Below are 15,954 nucleotides of genomic sequence, written 5' to 3'. Positions count from 1 at the left end.
GTGCGGCGGGCCGGCGGTCAGGGCTTGGGGATGCTCGTGTACGAGTCCGGACGGCGGTCCCGGTAGAACTGCCAGTCGTCGCGCATCTGCTGCACCATGTCGAGGTCGAGATCGCGGATCAGGATCTCCTCGCTGTCGCCCGAGCCGCGCTCGCCGACGAAGTTCCCGCGCGGGTCGATCACCTGGCTCGTGCCGTAGAAGTCGACGGCCAGCTCGCCGTACTCGTTGTCCTCGCGGCCGACCCGGTTGGGCTGGAGCACGAAGTAGCCGTTCGCCACGGCGGCGCACGGGCCCTCCACCTCCCACAGGCGGTTCGAGAGACCGGGCTTCGTCGCGTTCGGGTTGAACACCATGTGCGCGCCGTTCAGTCCCAGCTCGCGCCAGCCCTCCGGGAAGTGCCGGTCGTAGCAGATGTAGACCCCGACCTTGCCGACGGCGGTGTCGAAGACCGGGTAGCCCAGGTTGCCGGGGCGGAAGTAGAACTTCTCCCAGAAGCGGTCGAGGTGCGGGATGTGGTGCTTGCGGTACTTGCCGAGGATCGTGCCGTCGGCGTCGACGACCACGGCGGTGTTGTAGTAGACGCCGGTGATGTCCTCCTCGTAGATCGGCAGGATCATCACCGTGCCGAGCTCCTTCGCCAGCGCGGCGAAGCGCTGCACGATCGGGCCGTCGGCCGGCTCGGCGTAGCGGTAGTACTTCTTGTCCTCGGTGATGCCGAAGTACGGGCCGTAGAACAGCTCCTGGAAGCAGACGATCTGCGCGCCCTGGGCGGCGGCGTCGCGGGCGAACTGCTCGTGCTTGTCGAGCATCGACTCCTTGTCGCCGGTCCACGTGGTCTGGGTGATCGCTGCGCGGACGATGGTCATCGGTACCTCCATGCTTCGGTCGGCCCGGTCGAGGCTCCGCCGGGATCCCCGCGGAGCGGGAGGCGGGGCCGAGGGGCCGTGGTCTCACTGTGGTCCGCGCGAGGACCGAAGGCAATGACCGCCTCCGCCCGTTCGCCGGACAGGGGTTCATCGTCGTCCTCCGACGTTTCCCGGGTGTTTCCGGCACGGATCCGCAGCATTAAGGCCTCGGCCCCTTCGGAATCCGCGGCGGGCACCGGTCGCGGTAGCGTCGAGGGATGCGCATCACGATCCTGGCCGGCGGCGTCGGCGGCGCCCGCTTCACCTCCGCGGTGCGCGAGCACCTCCGCGATCTCGAGGCGGCCGGCGGCGGACCCTCCGAGATCACGGTCGTCGCCAACACCGGCGACGACATGTGGCTGACCGGACTCAAGGTCTGCCCCGACCTCGACTCCCTCACCTACGCGCTCGCCGGCGTCAACGACACCGAGCGCGGCTGGGGCCGGGCCGGCGAGAGCGAGCGCGTCTCGGCCGAGCTCACCGCGTTCGGCGTCGGCTGGCCCTGGTTCACCCTCGGCGACCTCGACATCGGCACCCATCTCGCTCGCACCTCGATGCTCCGCGACGGGCTCACCCTGTCCGAGGCGACCGAGCGGATCACCGCGCGCTGGCCGCTCGGCGTCCGCCTGCTGCCGATGTCCGACTCCGACGTCGAGACCCACGTCGAGGTCGACCTGCCCGGCGAGGGCGTCCGGCTGCTGCACTTCGAGGAGTGGTGGGTGCGGCTGCGCGCCTCGGTGCCCGCCCGCCGCTTCGTCCAGCAGGGCGTCGAGGAAGCGCGCCCCGCCCCGGGCGTGCTCGAGGCGATCGCCGACACCGACGCCGTCCTGATCGCCCCGTCGAACCCCGTGGTGTCGATCGGCACGATCCTCGGCGTGCCCGGGATCGCGGAGGCCGTGCGGACCACCTCGGCTCCGGTCGTGGGCGTCTCGCCGATCATCGGCGGCGCCGTGGTGCGCGGTATGGCCGATCACTGCCTCCCCGCGATCGGTGTCGAGACGTCGGCCGAGGCGGTGGGGCGGCACTACGGCGCCCGCTCGGCCGGCGGACTGCTCGACGCCTGGCTGGTCGGCGAGGAGGACGCGGCGGCGGTCGGCGCCCTCGACGGCACGGGACTGCGGGTCCACTCGGTACCGCTCTGGCTCCGCGACCGGGACACCTCGACGCGACTGGCCGCCGACGCGCTCGCCGCCGCCCGGGCCTGACTCCGTCCCCTGGCCGGCGCCTCCCAGCCTCGGGGGCCACGCTGGCAGCACCCCTCACCGCACATCGAAAGGACCACCCATGCCCGGAGCCCTCGTCCTCGCCGGAGGCGGCCTCGCCGGAATCGCCTGGGAGCTCGGCATCGTCCGCGGCCTCAGCGACGCCTCTCCCGAGGCGGCCCGCCTCCTCCTCGACCCCTCCACGACCCTGATCGGCACTTCGGCCGGCTCCGCGGTCGCCTCGCAGCTGAGCACCTCCGTCGGCCTCGACGAGGCGTACGCGTCCCAGCTGCGCGAGGAGTCCGCCGAGATCGGCGCCGTCGTCGACGTCGAGCGCTTGCAGGCGATGTACGCGGCCGCGATCGAGGGCGCGACCTCGCCCGAGGACGCCCGGCGCCGGATCGGCGCGCTCGCCCTCGAGACCGCGACCCTGTCCGAGGAGTCCCGCCGCGACGTCATCGCCGCGCGGGTCGCCGACGCCGACTGGCCCGAGCAGCGCCTCCTCATCACCGCGATCGACACCGCCACCGGCGCGCTCGAGGTCTTCGACCGCACGAGCGGCGTCGGCCTGGTCGACGCCATCGCCGCCAGCTGCGCGGTGCCCGGGGTCTGGCCGCCGGTCAGCATCGGCGGCGTCCGCTTCATGGACGGCGGCGTGCGCTCCGGCAGCAACGCCGACCTCGCCGCGGGTGCCGACTGGGTCGTCGTCATCACGCCGATGTCCGGCATCGGCTCCCCCGGCGTCGGCACGCTGCCCACCGCCGAGCTCGACGCCCTGTCCGGCTCGCGGGTGGAGGTCGTCTACGCGGACGAGACGTCGATCGCCGCGTTCGGCCCGAACTCGCTCGACCCCGAGGTCCGCCCCGCCGCCGCCCGGGCGGGACGGGCGCAGGGCGCGCGGATCGCGGCACGCCTCGCGGCGCTGGTCGGCGCGGGCGGGCCCGCCGGCGCCTGACCGGCGCCCGCGTCGCTCCTCCTCAGGGCTTCACGCCGTAGCGGAGGAAGACCGTCCCGTCCGCGAAGCTCCGCTGCTGCCGGAGCTCCAGACGGCTCCGGAAGCCGCCGGGCAGGAACGGCGTCCCGCCGCCGACCGCGAGCGGCGCGACGTACCAGCGGATCTCGTCGACGACGCCGGCGAGGAGCGCCTGCGCCCCGAGGGTCGCGCCGCCGACGGAGACGTCGTGCGGCTTGGAGCGCGCCTCCGCCGCGACGGCCGCCGGATCGAACGACCGCTCGAGCCGGGTGCGCCGGGTGCGGACCTCGGGCAGCGTCGTCGAGTAGACGACCTTGTCCGCGGCCCGCCACATCTCCTGGAAGTCGTGGATGAACGCGAACTGCTCGGCGAGCTCGTAGCCCGCATCCCAGCCGCGCATGGTCTCGTAGATCCGGTGGCCGTAGAGGTACGTGCCCACTCCGATCTCGGTCTCGTTGATGAAGCGGTGCACCTCGGGGCGGGGCGTGGCCCAGCTGAAATCCCCGGTCTCGTCGACGGTGTAGCCGTCGATCGAGGCGACACCGCTGTAGACGAGCGCGCCCACATCGGCCTCCTCTGCGGGCGGCTTCGGGTTCCGACCACGCCCGTGAGGGTAGGCGTGAGAGCGCTCCAGCGCAACGCCTGACGGCGAACAGTCGCTGAACGGCGGCCGGGCGTCGGCGAGATCCCGATCCCGCCTCAGTGCCGGCTGCTGAGCAGCGCCAGCACGTCGGCGTGGCGCCCCTCGGCCTCGGCGTCGCGGAGGAAGCGCACGCGGTCCACGAGCACCTCCTCGACCTCGGGCTGCGTCGCGAGGATCCGCATCGTCTCGTCGAGGAACTCGTCCAGAGGCATCGCGCTCGGGTCGTCCTGCTGCCCCATCAGCGTCGTCTGCACGGCCGGCGGGACCAGCTCGATCACCTGGACCGGCGTCGAGGCGAGTTGCGCCCGCAGGCTCTGCGTGTACGAGTGCACGGCCGCCTTCGTCGCGCTGTAGGTCGGCGTGGCCGGCAGCGGCACGAACGCGAGGCCCGAGGACACCGTCATCAGCACCCCGTCCTCCTTGGCGGAGATCCAGGGCGTGAAGGCGGTCAGCGTGCGGATCGTCCCCAGGAGATTCGTCTCGACGATCGCCGCAGCGGTGTCGAGGTGCCCGGAGTCCTGCAGATCCTCCGGCAGCATGATGCCCGCCATCGTGACGACGACGTCGAGGGCGGGGTGCTCCCGGGTGACCGTCTCGACCGCGGCGGCGATCGACTCCGGGTCGGTGACGTCGATCACGACCGAGTGCGAGCCGGGGTGCGCCGCGGTGAACTCGTCCAGCAGCTCGCGCCGGCGTCCGCCCAGGATCACCGTGCTCCCCGCGTCGAGGAAGCGCTCGGCGAGCCCGCGGCCGATGCCCGAGGTCGCGCCGGTGATCAGGATGGTGCTGCCCGTGGTCTTCATGTCGTCTCCTTCGTCTGCCCGGGCTGTCCTGCCCGGCCGGACTCCACCGTCTCCCGGCGCGACGCGGGCCGGAAGGGCTGGACGATCCAGGGACCGGCGCTCCCTGGTCCGCCACGCGCGCGGAGCGGCAGGATGAGCGCATGGACAGACCTGCGCTCGCCGAGTTCCTCCGTGGCCGACGCGAGCGGCTGCAGCCGTCCGACGTCGGGATGCCGCCCGGAGCGCGGCGCCGGACCGCGGGCCTGCGCCGGGAGGAGATCGCCGCCGCCGTCGGCATGTCGTCGGACTACTGGTCCCGCCTCGAGCAGCAGCGCGGCCCGCAGCCGTCCGAGCAGATGCTCACCGCGATCGCCCGCGGGCTGCGCCTGGACCTCGACGAGCGCGACCACCTCTTCCGGCTCGCCGGGCAGACCCCGCCCGCTCGGCACCGGCGCGACGAGCACGTCTCCCCCGGGCTGCTCCGCGTGCTCGACCGCCTCGACGACACGCCGGCCTTGGTGATCACGGAGCTCGCCGAGACCCTCGTGCAGAACCGGCTCGCCCGCGCCCTGTTCGGCGACGACTCGAGTTGGACCGGCCTCGACCGCAGCGGCATCCACCGCTGGTTCGCCCACCCCGACGAGGCCCGCCGGAGCTACCCCGAGCGCGAGCACGAGCACCAGGGCCGGATGCAGACCGCCCAGCTGCGCTTCGCCGCCGCCGCACCCGACGCCGACCCGCTGGCCGCGCAGATCATCGCGTCGCTGCTCGGCCGGAGCGAGGAGTTCCGCCGCTACTGGGAGCTGCAGGAGGTCACGGCCCGCTTCGAGGACCACAAGACCCTGCGGCACCCCGAGGTCGGCGAGATCGACGTCGACTGCCAGGCGCTCTTCACCGAGAACCAGGCGCAGGTGCTGCTGGTGCTCACGCCGCGCCCCGGCTCCCCCGCCTCCGCCGAGGCGCTGCGGCTGCTCGGAGTGGTCGGCGACCAGCGGCTGACGCCGTCCGCGTGAGGCCGGCGCCGGTCCGCTCGAGCCCGGCGTCCGCCTAGGGTGGAGGCGGTCGCAGCGAGCGGCCGCGAAAGGTTCCTCATGAAGATCAGCCAGCTGCGTCACTTCGTGGCCGTCGCCGAGGAGCTCCACTTCGTGCGCGCCGCCGAGAAGCTCGGCATCTCCCGCAAGAAGCTCGACTCCTCCGTCGCCGCCGTCGAGCTCGACCTCGGCCGCCCGCTCTTCGAGCCCGGTGCCGCCGCCACGACCCTCACCGCCGCCGGCCGCCAGCGCCTCGCCTCGGCCCGCGAGGAGCTCGCCGCCCTCGGCGACGAGCCGGAGGAGGCGCCCAAGTCGGGCGGCAAGGCCAAGGCCTCGAAGGGCACCGGCCGCGCCCCCGTCGTCAAGGGCCAGCCCAAGCCCTACAAGCGCCGCCAGTCCCGCTGACCCAGGGTCCCTGCAACGTCACTCGTACGTCTTGACGCCGACGTGGTGGACGACGAGCCGTCCCTTGGCCGCCTCCAGGGCGAAATGGATACGTCCGCACTCATTGAACTTCACTGCGTCGCGGACCTTGACATGAGGTGTGGCGTTGAGAGTCGCGCCTTCGTGCTCGAACTGATTCAACCAGCGCATCTCCTTCCTTCTCCATTTCGTGATGGTCTGGTCCGTGAGTGCAACAGTGATCGCAAAGTTCTCCTTCAGCCAATCATCCAGTCGCGGAATGCTCTTCTCTTCGCCGTCGTAGAGGACGACGGCGGCCCGCGCGAGCGCGATGAGCTTCTCCGTCATGTCGTCGGGATCGGGGTAATCGATGTCCTCCCACGACTTCCGAGCTCGATCGGTGAAGACGATGTGCTCGGAGGCGGCATCCATGATCGCGAGGAAGGTCGCGTCGGGATTCGACCTCGCCACGAGCCTCGGAACGGCGGTCCACGCATTCTCCGGCTCCGGTGAGAGGACCGATCTCCCGGCGGACAGTTCGCGATAACAGTTCTGCCACATCTCTGCTTCCTCGCGAGCCCGGTCGCGCTCTGCCTCGAGCTGGCGCGCAGCACGCGCACTGATGTCAGCTTGTCGGAGTGCGTCTTCGCCGATGGTCTCCAGTTCCGCTGTCGTGGCTTCGAGCGCTTCGACCTGTTGCTTGAGTGCTGAGATCTCACCGTCTTCGTCGCCGCCTCGGCGCGCACGCCGCTCCTGATCGGAGAGCTCGACCAGGCGCACCTTCTCCGCTGCGGACCGCACTCGCCTCCAGGACGTGTCCGCTCCCCCTCCGAGAGCAGCAGGAGCACCTGGACGCTGAGTGAGATCGCGGCACACCTCAGCCGCGCCCAGTGCGTTCGATCGCTCCGCCGAGACGGTCGGAGAGGCCGCCTCCAGGCCGGGCCACGTGATGGCGAGCCCACCGAAGGGAACGCGCGCGTCCGCGTGCGCCTCTCCGATGATCCGCGCAGTCTCGACGTTCACCGTCACTGTCCGGACGAGCCCCAGCAGCCTTCTCGAGAGTCCCCTCGCGATGTTCGGTGGAGCGAACATCGACGAGAGCGAGGGGCAGTCGGTCCTCACTGGTGAGGATGTCGACGACGGCGCCGGCTTCTGCCGCCGTCTTCACGGGGATGTAGCGCCGGTTCACGAGCCGGCCGCGCGCGCGGAGAGTGAGATGCTCATCCTGATCGAGCAAGCGAAGTGCGCCGGGTTGAGAGATGTCCGTCGTACCGACGGGGACAAGACGCTGATTCGTCGTCTCACGTCCGATCCCGACTCGGAGACGGACAGCGCCGCTGATGCTGCTCACCGTGACGCGGGTGGACGATTCGAGGCCCGTGCCCACGGCCTGAGAGACGACGAGCTTGAGCGCACGGTCTCCTCCTGCCTCGCTGACCTCCCAGTCTCCGTGGCGAGGGTGGTCACCGCCGGGTGTCCTCGCAGCAGCGAGCTCGCGCATTCCGTTCGTTGCGAGGTCCAGAGGTGCGAGGCGGACCAGGGGATCACTCAGCCACTCCGCAAGATGCGCGGCGAGACGGCCGTAGGCGCCGTCACCCTCCACAGCACGATCGACGACGTGCATGAGCCGCATGAGCGATGCCTTCCGATAGGCCGACGCGCCTACCATACCGGTCTGGTCGGGCCTGCGGCCGTCACGACGCGACCGCGCACGCCTCGGAGGGCGTGCGACGAGAAGAGCGCGGCAGGAAGGTCCGGAGGGCGCTCCCACTCGTGGCCCTGAGCCCGATGACGCTGATCACAGGTCGATTCGGTGGGCCCTACCGGGCTCGAACCGATGACATCCACGGTGTAAACGTGGCGCTCTACCAACTGAGCTAAAGGCCCCCGTCGCGGCCGGGCCGCGGACGATCGGATCGATCCTACGACACGGCTCGCACCGCTACTCTCGGCGCATGGCGGACACGGACGACGGGCGCGCGAGGCGCCGGGCCGAGAGCCGCTGGCCGGCCTCCGCCGCGATCCTCGTCGCTGTGGCGCTCAACCTCGTCGGGCACGACTCCAGCACCTCGGTCGTCCGGATCGCCGCAGCGGTCCTGACGCTCGCGCTGCTGATCCCGCTCTTCGTCGTGAACCCGCGCCGCTTCGACACCGAGACCCGCTGGTCGCGCGGAGTCTCGATCACCCTCGCGGTCGTCCTCGCCGCGGCGAACCAGGTCAACGTCGTCCGGGTCGTGGTCGACCTCGTCGACGGGTCCGCCGACGGCCCGCTGCTCCTGCTCACGGCGCTGCAGGTCTGGGTGACCAACGTCGTCGCCTACGCGCTGATCTTCTGGGAGCTCGACCGCGGCGGCCCCGTCTCGCGCGGCACGCTCGAGCGCTCGCAGCTGCCGCCCGCCGACTTCGCCTTCCCCCAGGACACCTTCGGCGACACGGTCGCCGAGGTGGCGGTCGGCTCCTCCGAGAAGGCCGACTGGCGCCCGGGCTTCGTCGACTACCTCTACGTCTCGACGACGAACACCATGGCGTTCAGCCCCACCGACACCATGCCGCTCTCCAGCCGGGTCAAGCTCCTGATGGCCCTCGAGGGCTTCACCGGCTTCGTCCTGCTGGCCCTGGTCATCTCCCGAGCCGTCAACATCCTGAGCTGACCCTCGTCGTGTGCACGCGCGCCCGCACTCCGCGAGATGCCACTTGTGCACGCGACACGCCGTGAAAGGCGGTCACAAGTGGCATCTCGCGGAGGAGCGCCGGGGCGTCAGGCGTGGGCGGGAGTGAGCGCGTCGATCGCGGCGCGGTAGTCGTCCATCGAGCGGGCCTCGCCGGGCGCCGTGATGAAGGTGTCCCGGATGACGCCCTCCTTGTCGATGAGGAAGGTCGCGCGCGTGGCGTAGCCCTTGCCCTCGAGGAAGACGCCGTACTGCTTGGCGACGTCGCCGTGCGGCCAGAAATCCGAGAGCAGCGTGAAGTCGTAGCCCTGCTTCTCGCCCCAGGCGCGGAGGGTGTGCTTCGAGTCGACCGAGATGCCGATCAGCTCGACGTCCGCGTGCTCGAACAGCGAGAGGTTCTCGCGCAGCGCGCAGAACTCGCCGGTGCAGGTGCCGGAGAAGGCGAGGGGGAAGAAGACGAGGGCGACGTTGCGCCGCCCGTGGAAGTCGCCGAGCTGGATGCGCTCGCCGTACTGGTTCGCGAGTTCGAAGTCGGGAGCCAGCGTGAGCTTCTCGAGAGCCATCGGACGATGTCCTTCCATGCGCGCGAATGTCGCGCGAGCACGAGGGGCAATGCTAGACCCGCTCCGGCCGTGCACCAAGGAGGAGCCGAACAGCGGTCGGGATCGTGGCCGCCGTCCGGGCCGCTGAACGCGCTGCTGCTGGAGAAATCCCACAGAGCCCTGTGCGGATCCGTCGTGGATCGCCACACATGGCCGGAATCGCTAGGCTTGCACGGGTGCCCGCGCGCTCCTCGTCATCCGAGGATCCTGCGCGCGGATCCGCACCGCTTCATGAGAGTGATGTCTCGGGCACGATCTGCCCCCAGAGAGAGGTCGAGGGTGACTGTTAACGATCAGGACCCGTATTCCGTCGGACACGTCGACTCGGATCCCGAGGAAACGTCGGAGTGGAACGAGTCGCTGGACGCGCTCGTCGAGGAGCGGGGTGCCGGTCGCGGACGCGACGTCATGCTCAGCCTCCTCAAGCGCTCCAAGGAGCTGCACCTCGGCGTTCCGATGGTGCCGACCACGGACTACATCAACACCATCGCGGCCGAGAACGAGCCCGACTTCCCCGGTGACGAGGACGTCGAGCGCCGCTACCGCGCCTGGATCCGCTGGAACGCGGCCATCCTCGTGCACCGCGCGCAGCGCCCCGGCATCGGCGTCGGCGGGCACATCTCGACCTACGCGTCGAGCGCCTCGCTCTACGAGGTCGGCTTCAACCACTTCTTCCGCGGCCAGGACCACCCGGGCGGCGGCGACCAGATCTTCATCCAGGGCCACGCCTCCCCCGGCCCCTACGCGCGCGCCTTCCTCGAGGGACGCCTGAGCGAGCACCAGCTCGACGGGTTCCGCCAGGAGAAGTCGCACCAGGGCGGCGGGCTCTCCAGCTACCCGCACCCGCGCCTCATGCCGGAGTTCTGGCAGTTCCCGACCGTCTCAATGGGCCTCGGCCCGATCAACGCGATCTACCAGGCGCAGGCGAACAAGTACCTCACCAACCGCGGCATCAAGGACGCCTCCGACCAGCAGGTCTGGGCGTTCCTCGGCGACGGCGAGATGGACGAGGTCGAGTCGCGCGGTCAGCTCCAGGTCGCCGCGAACGACGGCCTCGACAACCTCAACTTCATCGTCAACTGCAACCTGCAGCGCCTCGACGGACCGGTCCGCGGCAACGGCAAGATCGTCCAGGAGCTGGAGTCGTTCTTCCGCGGCGCCGGCTGGAACGTCATCAAGCTCATCTGGGGCCGCGAGTGGGACGACCTGCTCGCCCGCGACACCGAGGGCGCGCTGCTCGACCTGATGAACAAGACGCCCGACGGCGACTTCCAGACCTTCAAGACCGAGGACGGCGCCTACGTCCGCGAGAACTTCTTCGGCCGCGACGAGCGCGCGAAGAAGCTCGTCGAGGACTACAGCGACGAGCAGATCTGGGGCCTGCGCCGCGGTGGCCACGACTACCGCAAGATCTACGCCGCCATGAAGGCCGCGACGGAGCACAAGGGCCAGCCGACCGTCATCCTCGCGCACACCATCAAGGGCTACGGTCTCGGCCGCAGCTTCGAGGGCCGCAACGCGACCCACCAGATGAAGAAGATGACCCTGGACAACCTGAAAGGCTTCCGCGACACCATGCGGATCCCGATCACGGACGCCCAGCTCGAGGAGAACCCCTACCTCCCGCCGTACTACCACCCCGGTCAGGGCGACGAGGCGATCGAGTACATGCAGGAGCGCCGCCGCGCGCTCGGCGGCTACCTGCCCGAGCGCCGGTCGAAGTACACGCAGCTCTCGCTGCCGGACGACTCGGCCTACAAGATCGGCAAGAAGGGCTCCGGGACGCAGGAGATCGCCACGACCATGGCGTTCGTCCGCATCCTGAAGGACATCCTGCGCTCCAAGGACTTCGGCAACCGCGTCGTCCCGATCATCCCCGACGAGGCCCGAACCTTCGGCATGGACGCGTTCTTCCCGAACGCGAAGATCTACAACCCGCGCGGCCAGCACTACACGTCGGTCGACCGCGAGCTGCTCCTGGCCTACAAGGAGAGCCCGCAGGGTCAGATCCTGCACGTCGGCATCAACGAGGCGGGCGCCCTCGCGGCGTTCACCGCGGTCGGCACCTCGTACTCGACGCAGGGCGAGCCGCTCATCCCGGTCTACGTCTTCTACTCGATGTTCGGCTTCCAGCGCACGGCCGATGCGATCTGGGCGGCGGGCGACATGATGGCCCGCGGCTTCATGATCGCGGCGACCGCCGGTCGCACGACGCTGACCGGCGAGGGCCTCCAGCACGCGGACGGCCACTCGCCGATCCTCGCCGCCACCAACCCGGCCGTGGTGAGCTACGACCCGGCGTACAGCTACGAGATCGCGCACATCGTGCAGTCCGGTCTCGAGCGGATGTACGGCGGGACGCACCCGGACCCGAACGTCATGTACTACGTGACGGTCTACAACGAGCCGATCGTGCACCCGAAGGAGCCCGAGGACGTGGACGTGGACGGCATCGTCCGCGGCATCCACCGCGTCTCCTGGGGTCAGTGGGACGGCCCGAAGGCCCAGCTGCTCGCGTCCGGCGTCGCCGTGCCGTGGGCGATCGAGGCGCAGAAGCTCCTCGCCGAGGACTGGGGCGTGTCGGCCGACGTCTGGTCGGTCACCTCGTGGAACGAGCTGCGGCGCGACGGCATCAAGGCCGAGCACCACAACTTCCTCTACCCCGAGGACGAGGCGCAGGTGCCCTACGTCACGCAGAAGCTCGCCGACGCGAAGGGCCCCTTCGTCGCCGTGTCGGACTTCTCGCACCAGGTCCCCGACCAGCTGCGGCAGTTCATCCCAGGCGACTTCGCGACGCTCGGAGCGGACGACTTCGGCTTCTCGGACACCCGTGCCGCCGCGCGCCGCCACTTCAAGATCGACGGACCGTCGGTCGTCGTGCGGACGCTGCAGCTGCTCGCCAAGCGCGGCGAGGTCGACCCCTCGCTCGCCGCCCAGGCGATCCAGAAGTACAGCCTCCACGACGTGAACGCCGGCACCACCGGCAACGCGGGCGGCGAGAGCTGACGGACGGCTCGGTGCTCTCCTCCGACGACGAGCAGTCGACGACGCGGGGCACTGCCCCTTCGGCGGAGCGTCCGGCCACCCGGCCGGGCGCTCCGCGCACGAAGGAGCAGACCCTCGCGTGGCTGCGGACCCTCTCGGGCGAGCTGTCCACGCAGACCATCAAGAAGCTCGAGGACACGCTGCCCTGGTACGGCAGCATGCCGCCGGGCCGCCGCTCCGCCGTGGGCATGGTCGCGCAGGCCGGCATCACCTCGTTCATCTCCTGGTTCGACGACCCCTCGGCGACGCCGTGGATCGCCGCCGACGTCTTCGGAGCGGCTCCCCGCGAGCTGCTCCGCTCCGTCTCGCTGACCCAGACGCTCCAGCTGATCAAGGTCACGGTCGAGGTCGTCGAGGAGCGGATCACCCATCGCGGCGAGGACCTACGCGAGGCGATCCTGCTCTACTCGCGCGAGATCGCCTTCGCCGCGGCCGACGTCTACGCCCGGGCGGCGGAGGCGCGCGGCCTCTGGGACGCCCGCCTCGAGGCCCTCGTCGTCGACTCGATCCTCACGGGCGAGGCCGACGACGAGCTGCCCAGCCGCATCGCGGCCCTCGGCTGGCACGGCCACGGCGAGGTCGCGGTGCTCGTGGGCACCGCGCCGAAGATGCTCGACGTCGACCAGCTCCGCCGCACCGCCCGGCACATGAGCGCCGACGTGCTGATCGGCGTGCAGGGCAGCCGGCTCGTGCTGGTGATCGGCCGCGCCGAGCCGAGCGAGAACGCGACGGAGGAGACCGGCCCGCCGGTCGCCTTCCTCGAGATCGCGAACGCGCTCGAGCCGGGCTTCGGCTCCGGTCATCTGGTCCTCGGCCACGAGGTGCCGACGCTCGTCGAGGCCTCGCGCAGCGCCCGCGCCGCCCTGGCCGGCTTCGCGGTCGCGCGCTCCTGGCGCAACGCCCCGCGGCCGGTCAACGCCGACGACCTGCTGCCCGAGCGCGCTCTCGCCGGCGATCCGCTCGCCCGGCAGAGCCTGATCACCCAGATCTACAAGCCGCTGCAGAAGCACTCGACCGAGCTGCTCACCACGCTCTGGGCGTACCTCGACAACGGCCGCTCGCTCGAGGCGACGGCTCGCGAGCTCTTCGTGCACCCCAACACCGTCCGCTACCGCCTCAAGCGGGTGGCGGAGGTGATCGGCTGGGACGCGACGGGCGCTCGCGAGGCGCTCATCCTCCAGTCGGCCCTCATCCTCGGCTCGATGAGCGATCCGGACGGAGCGGTCCGCCGCCGTCCGACCCGCAAGTGAGCCGCACCCTCCCCGCACCCTGTTGTAGAACCGCCACAAGCTCTTTGTGGTTTGTCAGTACCTCATTGCGCCGCACGAACCGGCGCGGATCGGAAGACTGAAAGCGTGATCGTCGTCGTCGCCCCGGGTCAGGGCTCCCAGACCCCCGGATTCCTCGAGCCGTGGCTCGCCGTCCCCTCGGTGGCCGAGCAGGTCGCCGCGCACTCGGAGGCGGTCGGCATCGACCTCGCCGCGCACGGCACCGTCTCGGACGCGGACACCATCCGGGACACCGCGGTCGCCCAGCCGCTGATCGTCTCCGCCGGGCTGGTCAGCCTGGCCGCGCTGCTCGAGGGCGGCCGCCGCGAGCGCATCGCGGGCATCGCCGGCCACTCGGTCGGCGAGATCACCGCCGCGGCCGGAGCCGGAGTCCTCTCCGAGCCCGACGCGCTCGTCTTCGTCCGGGAGCGCGCCCGCGCCATGGCCGCCGCGGCCGCCGCGACGCCCACCGCGATGAGCGCCGTCCTCGGCGGCGACGAGGAGGCCCTCCTCGCCCGCCTCGACGAGCTCGGCCTCGAGCCGGCCAACTACAACGGCGGCGGGCAGATCGTCGTCGCCGGCGCGGTCGACGCGCTGCAGGCGCTGAAGGACGAGCCCCTCCGCGGTACCCGCGTCGTGCCGCTGCAGGTCGCCGGAGCGTTCCACACCCGCTACATGGCCCCGGCCCGCGACTCCCTCGCCGGCGTCGCCGCCTCGATCACCCCGGCCGACCCGACGCTGCGCCTGTGGACGAACCGCGACGGCTCCGTCGTCGGCTCCGGCGCCCGCTTCCTCGAGCTGCTCGTCGGCCAGGTCGCCTCGCCCGTCCGCTGGGACCTCTGCATGGCGGCCTTCGCCGAGGCAGGCGTCACCGGCCTGATCGAGCTGGCTCCCGCGGGCGCCCTCGTCGGCCTCGCCAAGCGCGGCCTCAAGGGACTCCCGACCCTCGCGATCAAGACCCCCGACGACCTCGACGCCGCCCGCGCCTTCATCGACGAGCACGCCGCCTAGCAGGAGAGACCCATGACGACCCCTACCCTCAGCCAGTCCAGCGGCAGCCAGTACACCCGCATCCTCGGCATCGGCGCCGCCCGCGGCGACCTCGTCGTGCCCAACGACGACCTCGTCGGCCCGATCAACTCCTCCGACGAGTGGATCCGCCAGCGCACCGGCATCGTCGAGCGCCGCCGCGCCTCGGCCGAGGTCCAGGCCGTCGACCTCGCGACCACCGCCTCCCTCGAGGCCATCGAGAAGGCCGGGATCCGCGCCGACCAGATCGGGCTCGTGCTGGTCTCGACCATCAGCAACACGGTGCAGACTCCGTCGCTCGCGGCGCTCCTCGCCGACCGGATCGGCGCGAACCCCGCCCCCGCCTACGACATCTCCGCGGCCTGCGCCGGCTACACCTACGGCATCGCCCAGGCCGACTCGTTCGTCCGCTCCGGACTCGCCGAGTACGTCCTCGTCGTCGGCGCCGAGAAGCTGTCCGAGATCGTGAAGTCGACCGACCGCAGCATCTCCTTCCTCCTCGGCGACGGCGCGGGTGCCGCGATCGTCGGCCCGAGCGACACCGTCGGCATCTCGAAGACCGTCTGGGGCTCCGACGGCTCGAAGTGGGACACCGTCGGCATGGACAACCCGCTCGCCGCCTACCGCGACGGCGTCGCCGAGTGGCCGACGCTGCGCCAGGACGGCCCGTCCGTGTTCCGCTGGGCGGTCTGGGAGATGGCCAAGGTCGCCAAGCAGGCGCTGGCCGAGGCGGGCGTCGCGCCCGAGGACCTCGCCGCCTTCATCCCGCACCAGGCGAACATGCGCATCATCGACGAGCTCGCGAAGCAGCTGAAGCTGCCCGAGACCGTGACGATCGGCCGCGACATCGAGACGACCGGCAACACCTCCGCCGCCTCCATCCCGCTGGCCACCCACCGCCTGCTCGAGGAGCACCCCGAGCTCAGCGGCGGACTCGCCCTGCAGATCGGCTTCGGCGCCGGACTCGTCTTCGGCGCGCAGGTCGTGGTGCTCCCTTAGGGGGCGCAGGCCCACCCCTAAACTGACCTACGGTCACACGACGAACACCTCGATCTCGACGAACACCGAGTCGAAACACCCTGATCGAACACCCCTCAAGGAGAGAACCATGGCACTGTCCAACGAAGAAGTCCTCGCCGGCCTGGCCGAACTGGTCAACGACGAGACGGGCATCGCGACCGATTCCGTCGAGATGGAGAAGTCGTTCACCGACGACCTCGACATTGACTCCATCTCGATGATGACCATCGTCGTCAACGCCGAGGAGAAGTTCGACGTGAAGATCCCGGACGACGAGGTCAAGAACCTCAAGACGGTCGGCGACGCGGTCACCTTCATCGTCAAGGCCTCCGCGTAACCAGCGCCCCGCGCCCCCGTCCTCGAGGCGGACACCCCGGCCAGGG

General features: G+C 70.8%; 15 protein-coding genes and 1 tRNA gene. 10 read left to right on the top strand and 6 right to left on the bottom strand.

The window, feature by feature from the left end; all coding sequences use genetic code 11:
* Positions 1-17 precede the first annotated feature (17 nt).
* Positions 18-866, bottom strand: coding sequence for a nitrilase-related carbon-nitrogen hydrolase (locus GTU73_RS09115; RefSeq protein ID WP_123445673.1), 849 nt, complete (start codon positions 864-866; stop codon positions 18-20).
* A 257-nt stretch (positions 867-1,123) separates the two neighbouring features.
* Here GTU73_RS09115 and cofD point away from each other — a divergent pair, with 257 nt between their 5' ends.
* Complete coding sequence (gene cofD / locus GTU73_RS09110; RefSeq protein WP_160088820.1) at positions 1,124-2,110, top strand: 2-phospho-L-lactate transferase; 987 nt, start codon at positions 1,124-1,126, stop codon at positions 2,108-2,110.
* A 79-nt stretch (positions 2,111-2,189) separates the two neighbouring features.
* Entirely contained in the window at positions 2,190-3,062 is an 873-nt protein-coding gene (locus GTU73_RS09105; RefSeq protein WP_160088818.1) for a patatin-like phospholipase family protein, read from the top strand.
* Between the two features lie 22 nt (positions 3,063-3,084).
* On the opposite strand, the gene GTU73_RS09100 is transcribed toward GTU73_RS09105, so the two are convergent.
* Both GTU73_RS09100 and GTU73_RS09095 read right to left on the bottom strand, forming a co-directional pair.
* Positions 3,085-3,645 (bottom strand): dihydrofolate reductase family protein, encoded by a 561-nt coding sequence (locus tag GTU73_RS09100; RefSeq protein WP_160088816.1) that lies wholly within the window; start codon positions 3,643-3,645, stop codon positions 3,085-3,087.
* Positions 3,646-3,779: 134 nt separating this feature from the next.
* A complete protein-coding gene (locus tag GTU73_RS09095) occupies positions 3,780-4,526 on the bottom strand; it encodes an SDR family NAD(P)-dependent oxidoreductase (RefSeq protein WP_160088814.1) in 747 nt (248 codons plus the stop codon).
* A 140-nt stretch (positions 4,527-4,666) separates the two neighbouring features.
* On the opposite strand from GTU73_RS09095, the gene GTU73_RS09090 reads away from it, so the two are divergent.
* Together GTU73_RS09090 and GTU73_RS09085 are read left to right on the top strand one after the other, a co-directional pair.
* Complete coding sequence (locus GTU73_RS09090; RefSeq protein WP_160088812.1) at positions 4,667-5,518, top strand: helix-turn-helix transcriptional regulator; 852 nt, start codon at positions 4,667-4,669, stop codon at positions 5,516-5,518.
* Between the two features lie 78 nt (positions 5,519-5,596).
* Positions 5,597-5,941: a LysR family transcriptional regulator gene (locus tag GTU73_RS09085; protein WP_160088810.1), complete on the top strand. Its 345-nt coding sequence runs from the start codon at positions 5,597-5,599 to the stop codon at positions 5,939-5,941.
* An 18-nt stretch (positions 5,942-5,959) separates the two neighbouring features.
* On the opposite strand, the gene GTU73_RS09080 is transcribed toward GTU73_RS09085, so the two are convergent.
* On the bottom strand, positions 5,960-6,961 hold the full coding sequence (locus tag GTU73_RS09080; protein WP_160088808.1) for a hypothetical protein: 1,002 nt from the start codon (positions 6,959-6,961) through the stop codon (positions 5,960-5,962).
* 791 nt (positions 6,962-7,752) lie between these two features.
* Positions 7,753-7,825, bottom strand: a tRNA-Val gene (locus GTU73_RS09075).
* Between the two features lie 68 nt (positions 7,826-7,893).
* On the opposite strand from GTU73_RS09075, the gene GTU73_RS09070 reads away from it, so the two are divergent.
* A complete protein-coding gene (locus GTU73_RS09070; protein ID WP_160088806.1) occupies positions 7,894-8,589 on the top strand; it encodes a hypothetical protein in 696 nt (231 codons plus the stop codon).
* A 107-nt stretch (positions 8,590-8,696) separates the two neighbouring features.
* Here the strand turns inward: GTU73_RS09070 and GTU73_RS09065 are convergent, their stop codons facing one another.
* Positions 8,697-9,170: a peroxiredoxin gene (locus GTU73_RS09065; RefSeq protein ID WP_127886307.1), complete on the bottom strand. Its 474-nt coding sequence runs from the start codon at positions 9,168-9,170 to the stop codon at positions 8,697-8,699.
* 318 nt (positions 9,171-9,488) lie between these two features.
* On the opposite strand from GTU73_RS09065, the gene aceE reads away from it, so the two are divergent.
* From aceE to GTU73_RS09040, 5 genes are all read left to right on the top strand, one after another.
* On the top strand, positions 9,489-12,215 hold the full coding sequence (gene aceE / locus GTU73_RS09060; protein WP_160088804.1) for a pyruvate dehydrogenase (acetyl-transferring), homodimeric type: 2,727 nt from the start codon (positions 9,489-9,491) through the stop codon (positions 12,213-12,215).
* A 122-nt stretch (positions 12,216-12,337) separates the two neighbouring features.
* Positions 12,338-13,504, top strand: coding sequence for a helix-turn-helix domain-containing protein (locus GTU73_RS09055; protein ID WP_208543788.1), 1,167 nt, complete (start codon positions 12,338-12,340; stop codon positions 13,502-13,504).
* Positions 13,505-13,609: 105 nt separating this feature from the next.
* On the top strand, positions 13,610-14,533 hold the full coding sequence (locus tag GTU73_RS09050; RefSeq protein WP_160088800.1) for an ACP S-malonyltransferase: 924 nt from the start codon (positions 13,610-13,612) through the stop codon (positions 14,531-14,533).
* A 12-nt stretch (positions 14,534-14,545) separates the two neighbouring features.
* Positions 14,546-15,550 carry a beta-ketoacyl-ACP synthase III gene (locus GTU73_RS09045; protein WP_160088798.1) on the top strand — a complete coding sequence of 335 codons (1,005 nt, stop codon included), beginning with the start codon at positions 14,546-14,548 and terminating at the stop codon, positions 15,548-15,550.
* 109 nt (positions 15,551-15,659) lie between these two features.
* Positions 15,660-15,908 (top strand): acyl carrier protein, encoded by a 249-nt coding sequence (locus GTU73_RS09040; protein WP_123445660.1) that lies wholly within the window; start codon positions 15,660-15,662, stop codon positions 15,906-15,908.
* The last annotated feature ends 46 nt before the right edge of the window (positions 15,909-15,954 follow it).

The organism is Rathayibacter sp. VKM Ac-2804 (genome assembly GCF_009866655.1).
Classification (GTDB): domain Bacteria; phylum Actinomycetota; class Actinomycetes; order Actinomycetales; family Microbacteriaceae; genus Rathayibacter.
The sequence above is the reverse complement of the archived record's forward strand: the minus strand, read 5'-3'. Positions and strand labels throughout refer to the sequence as shown.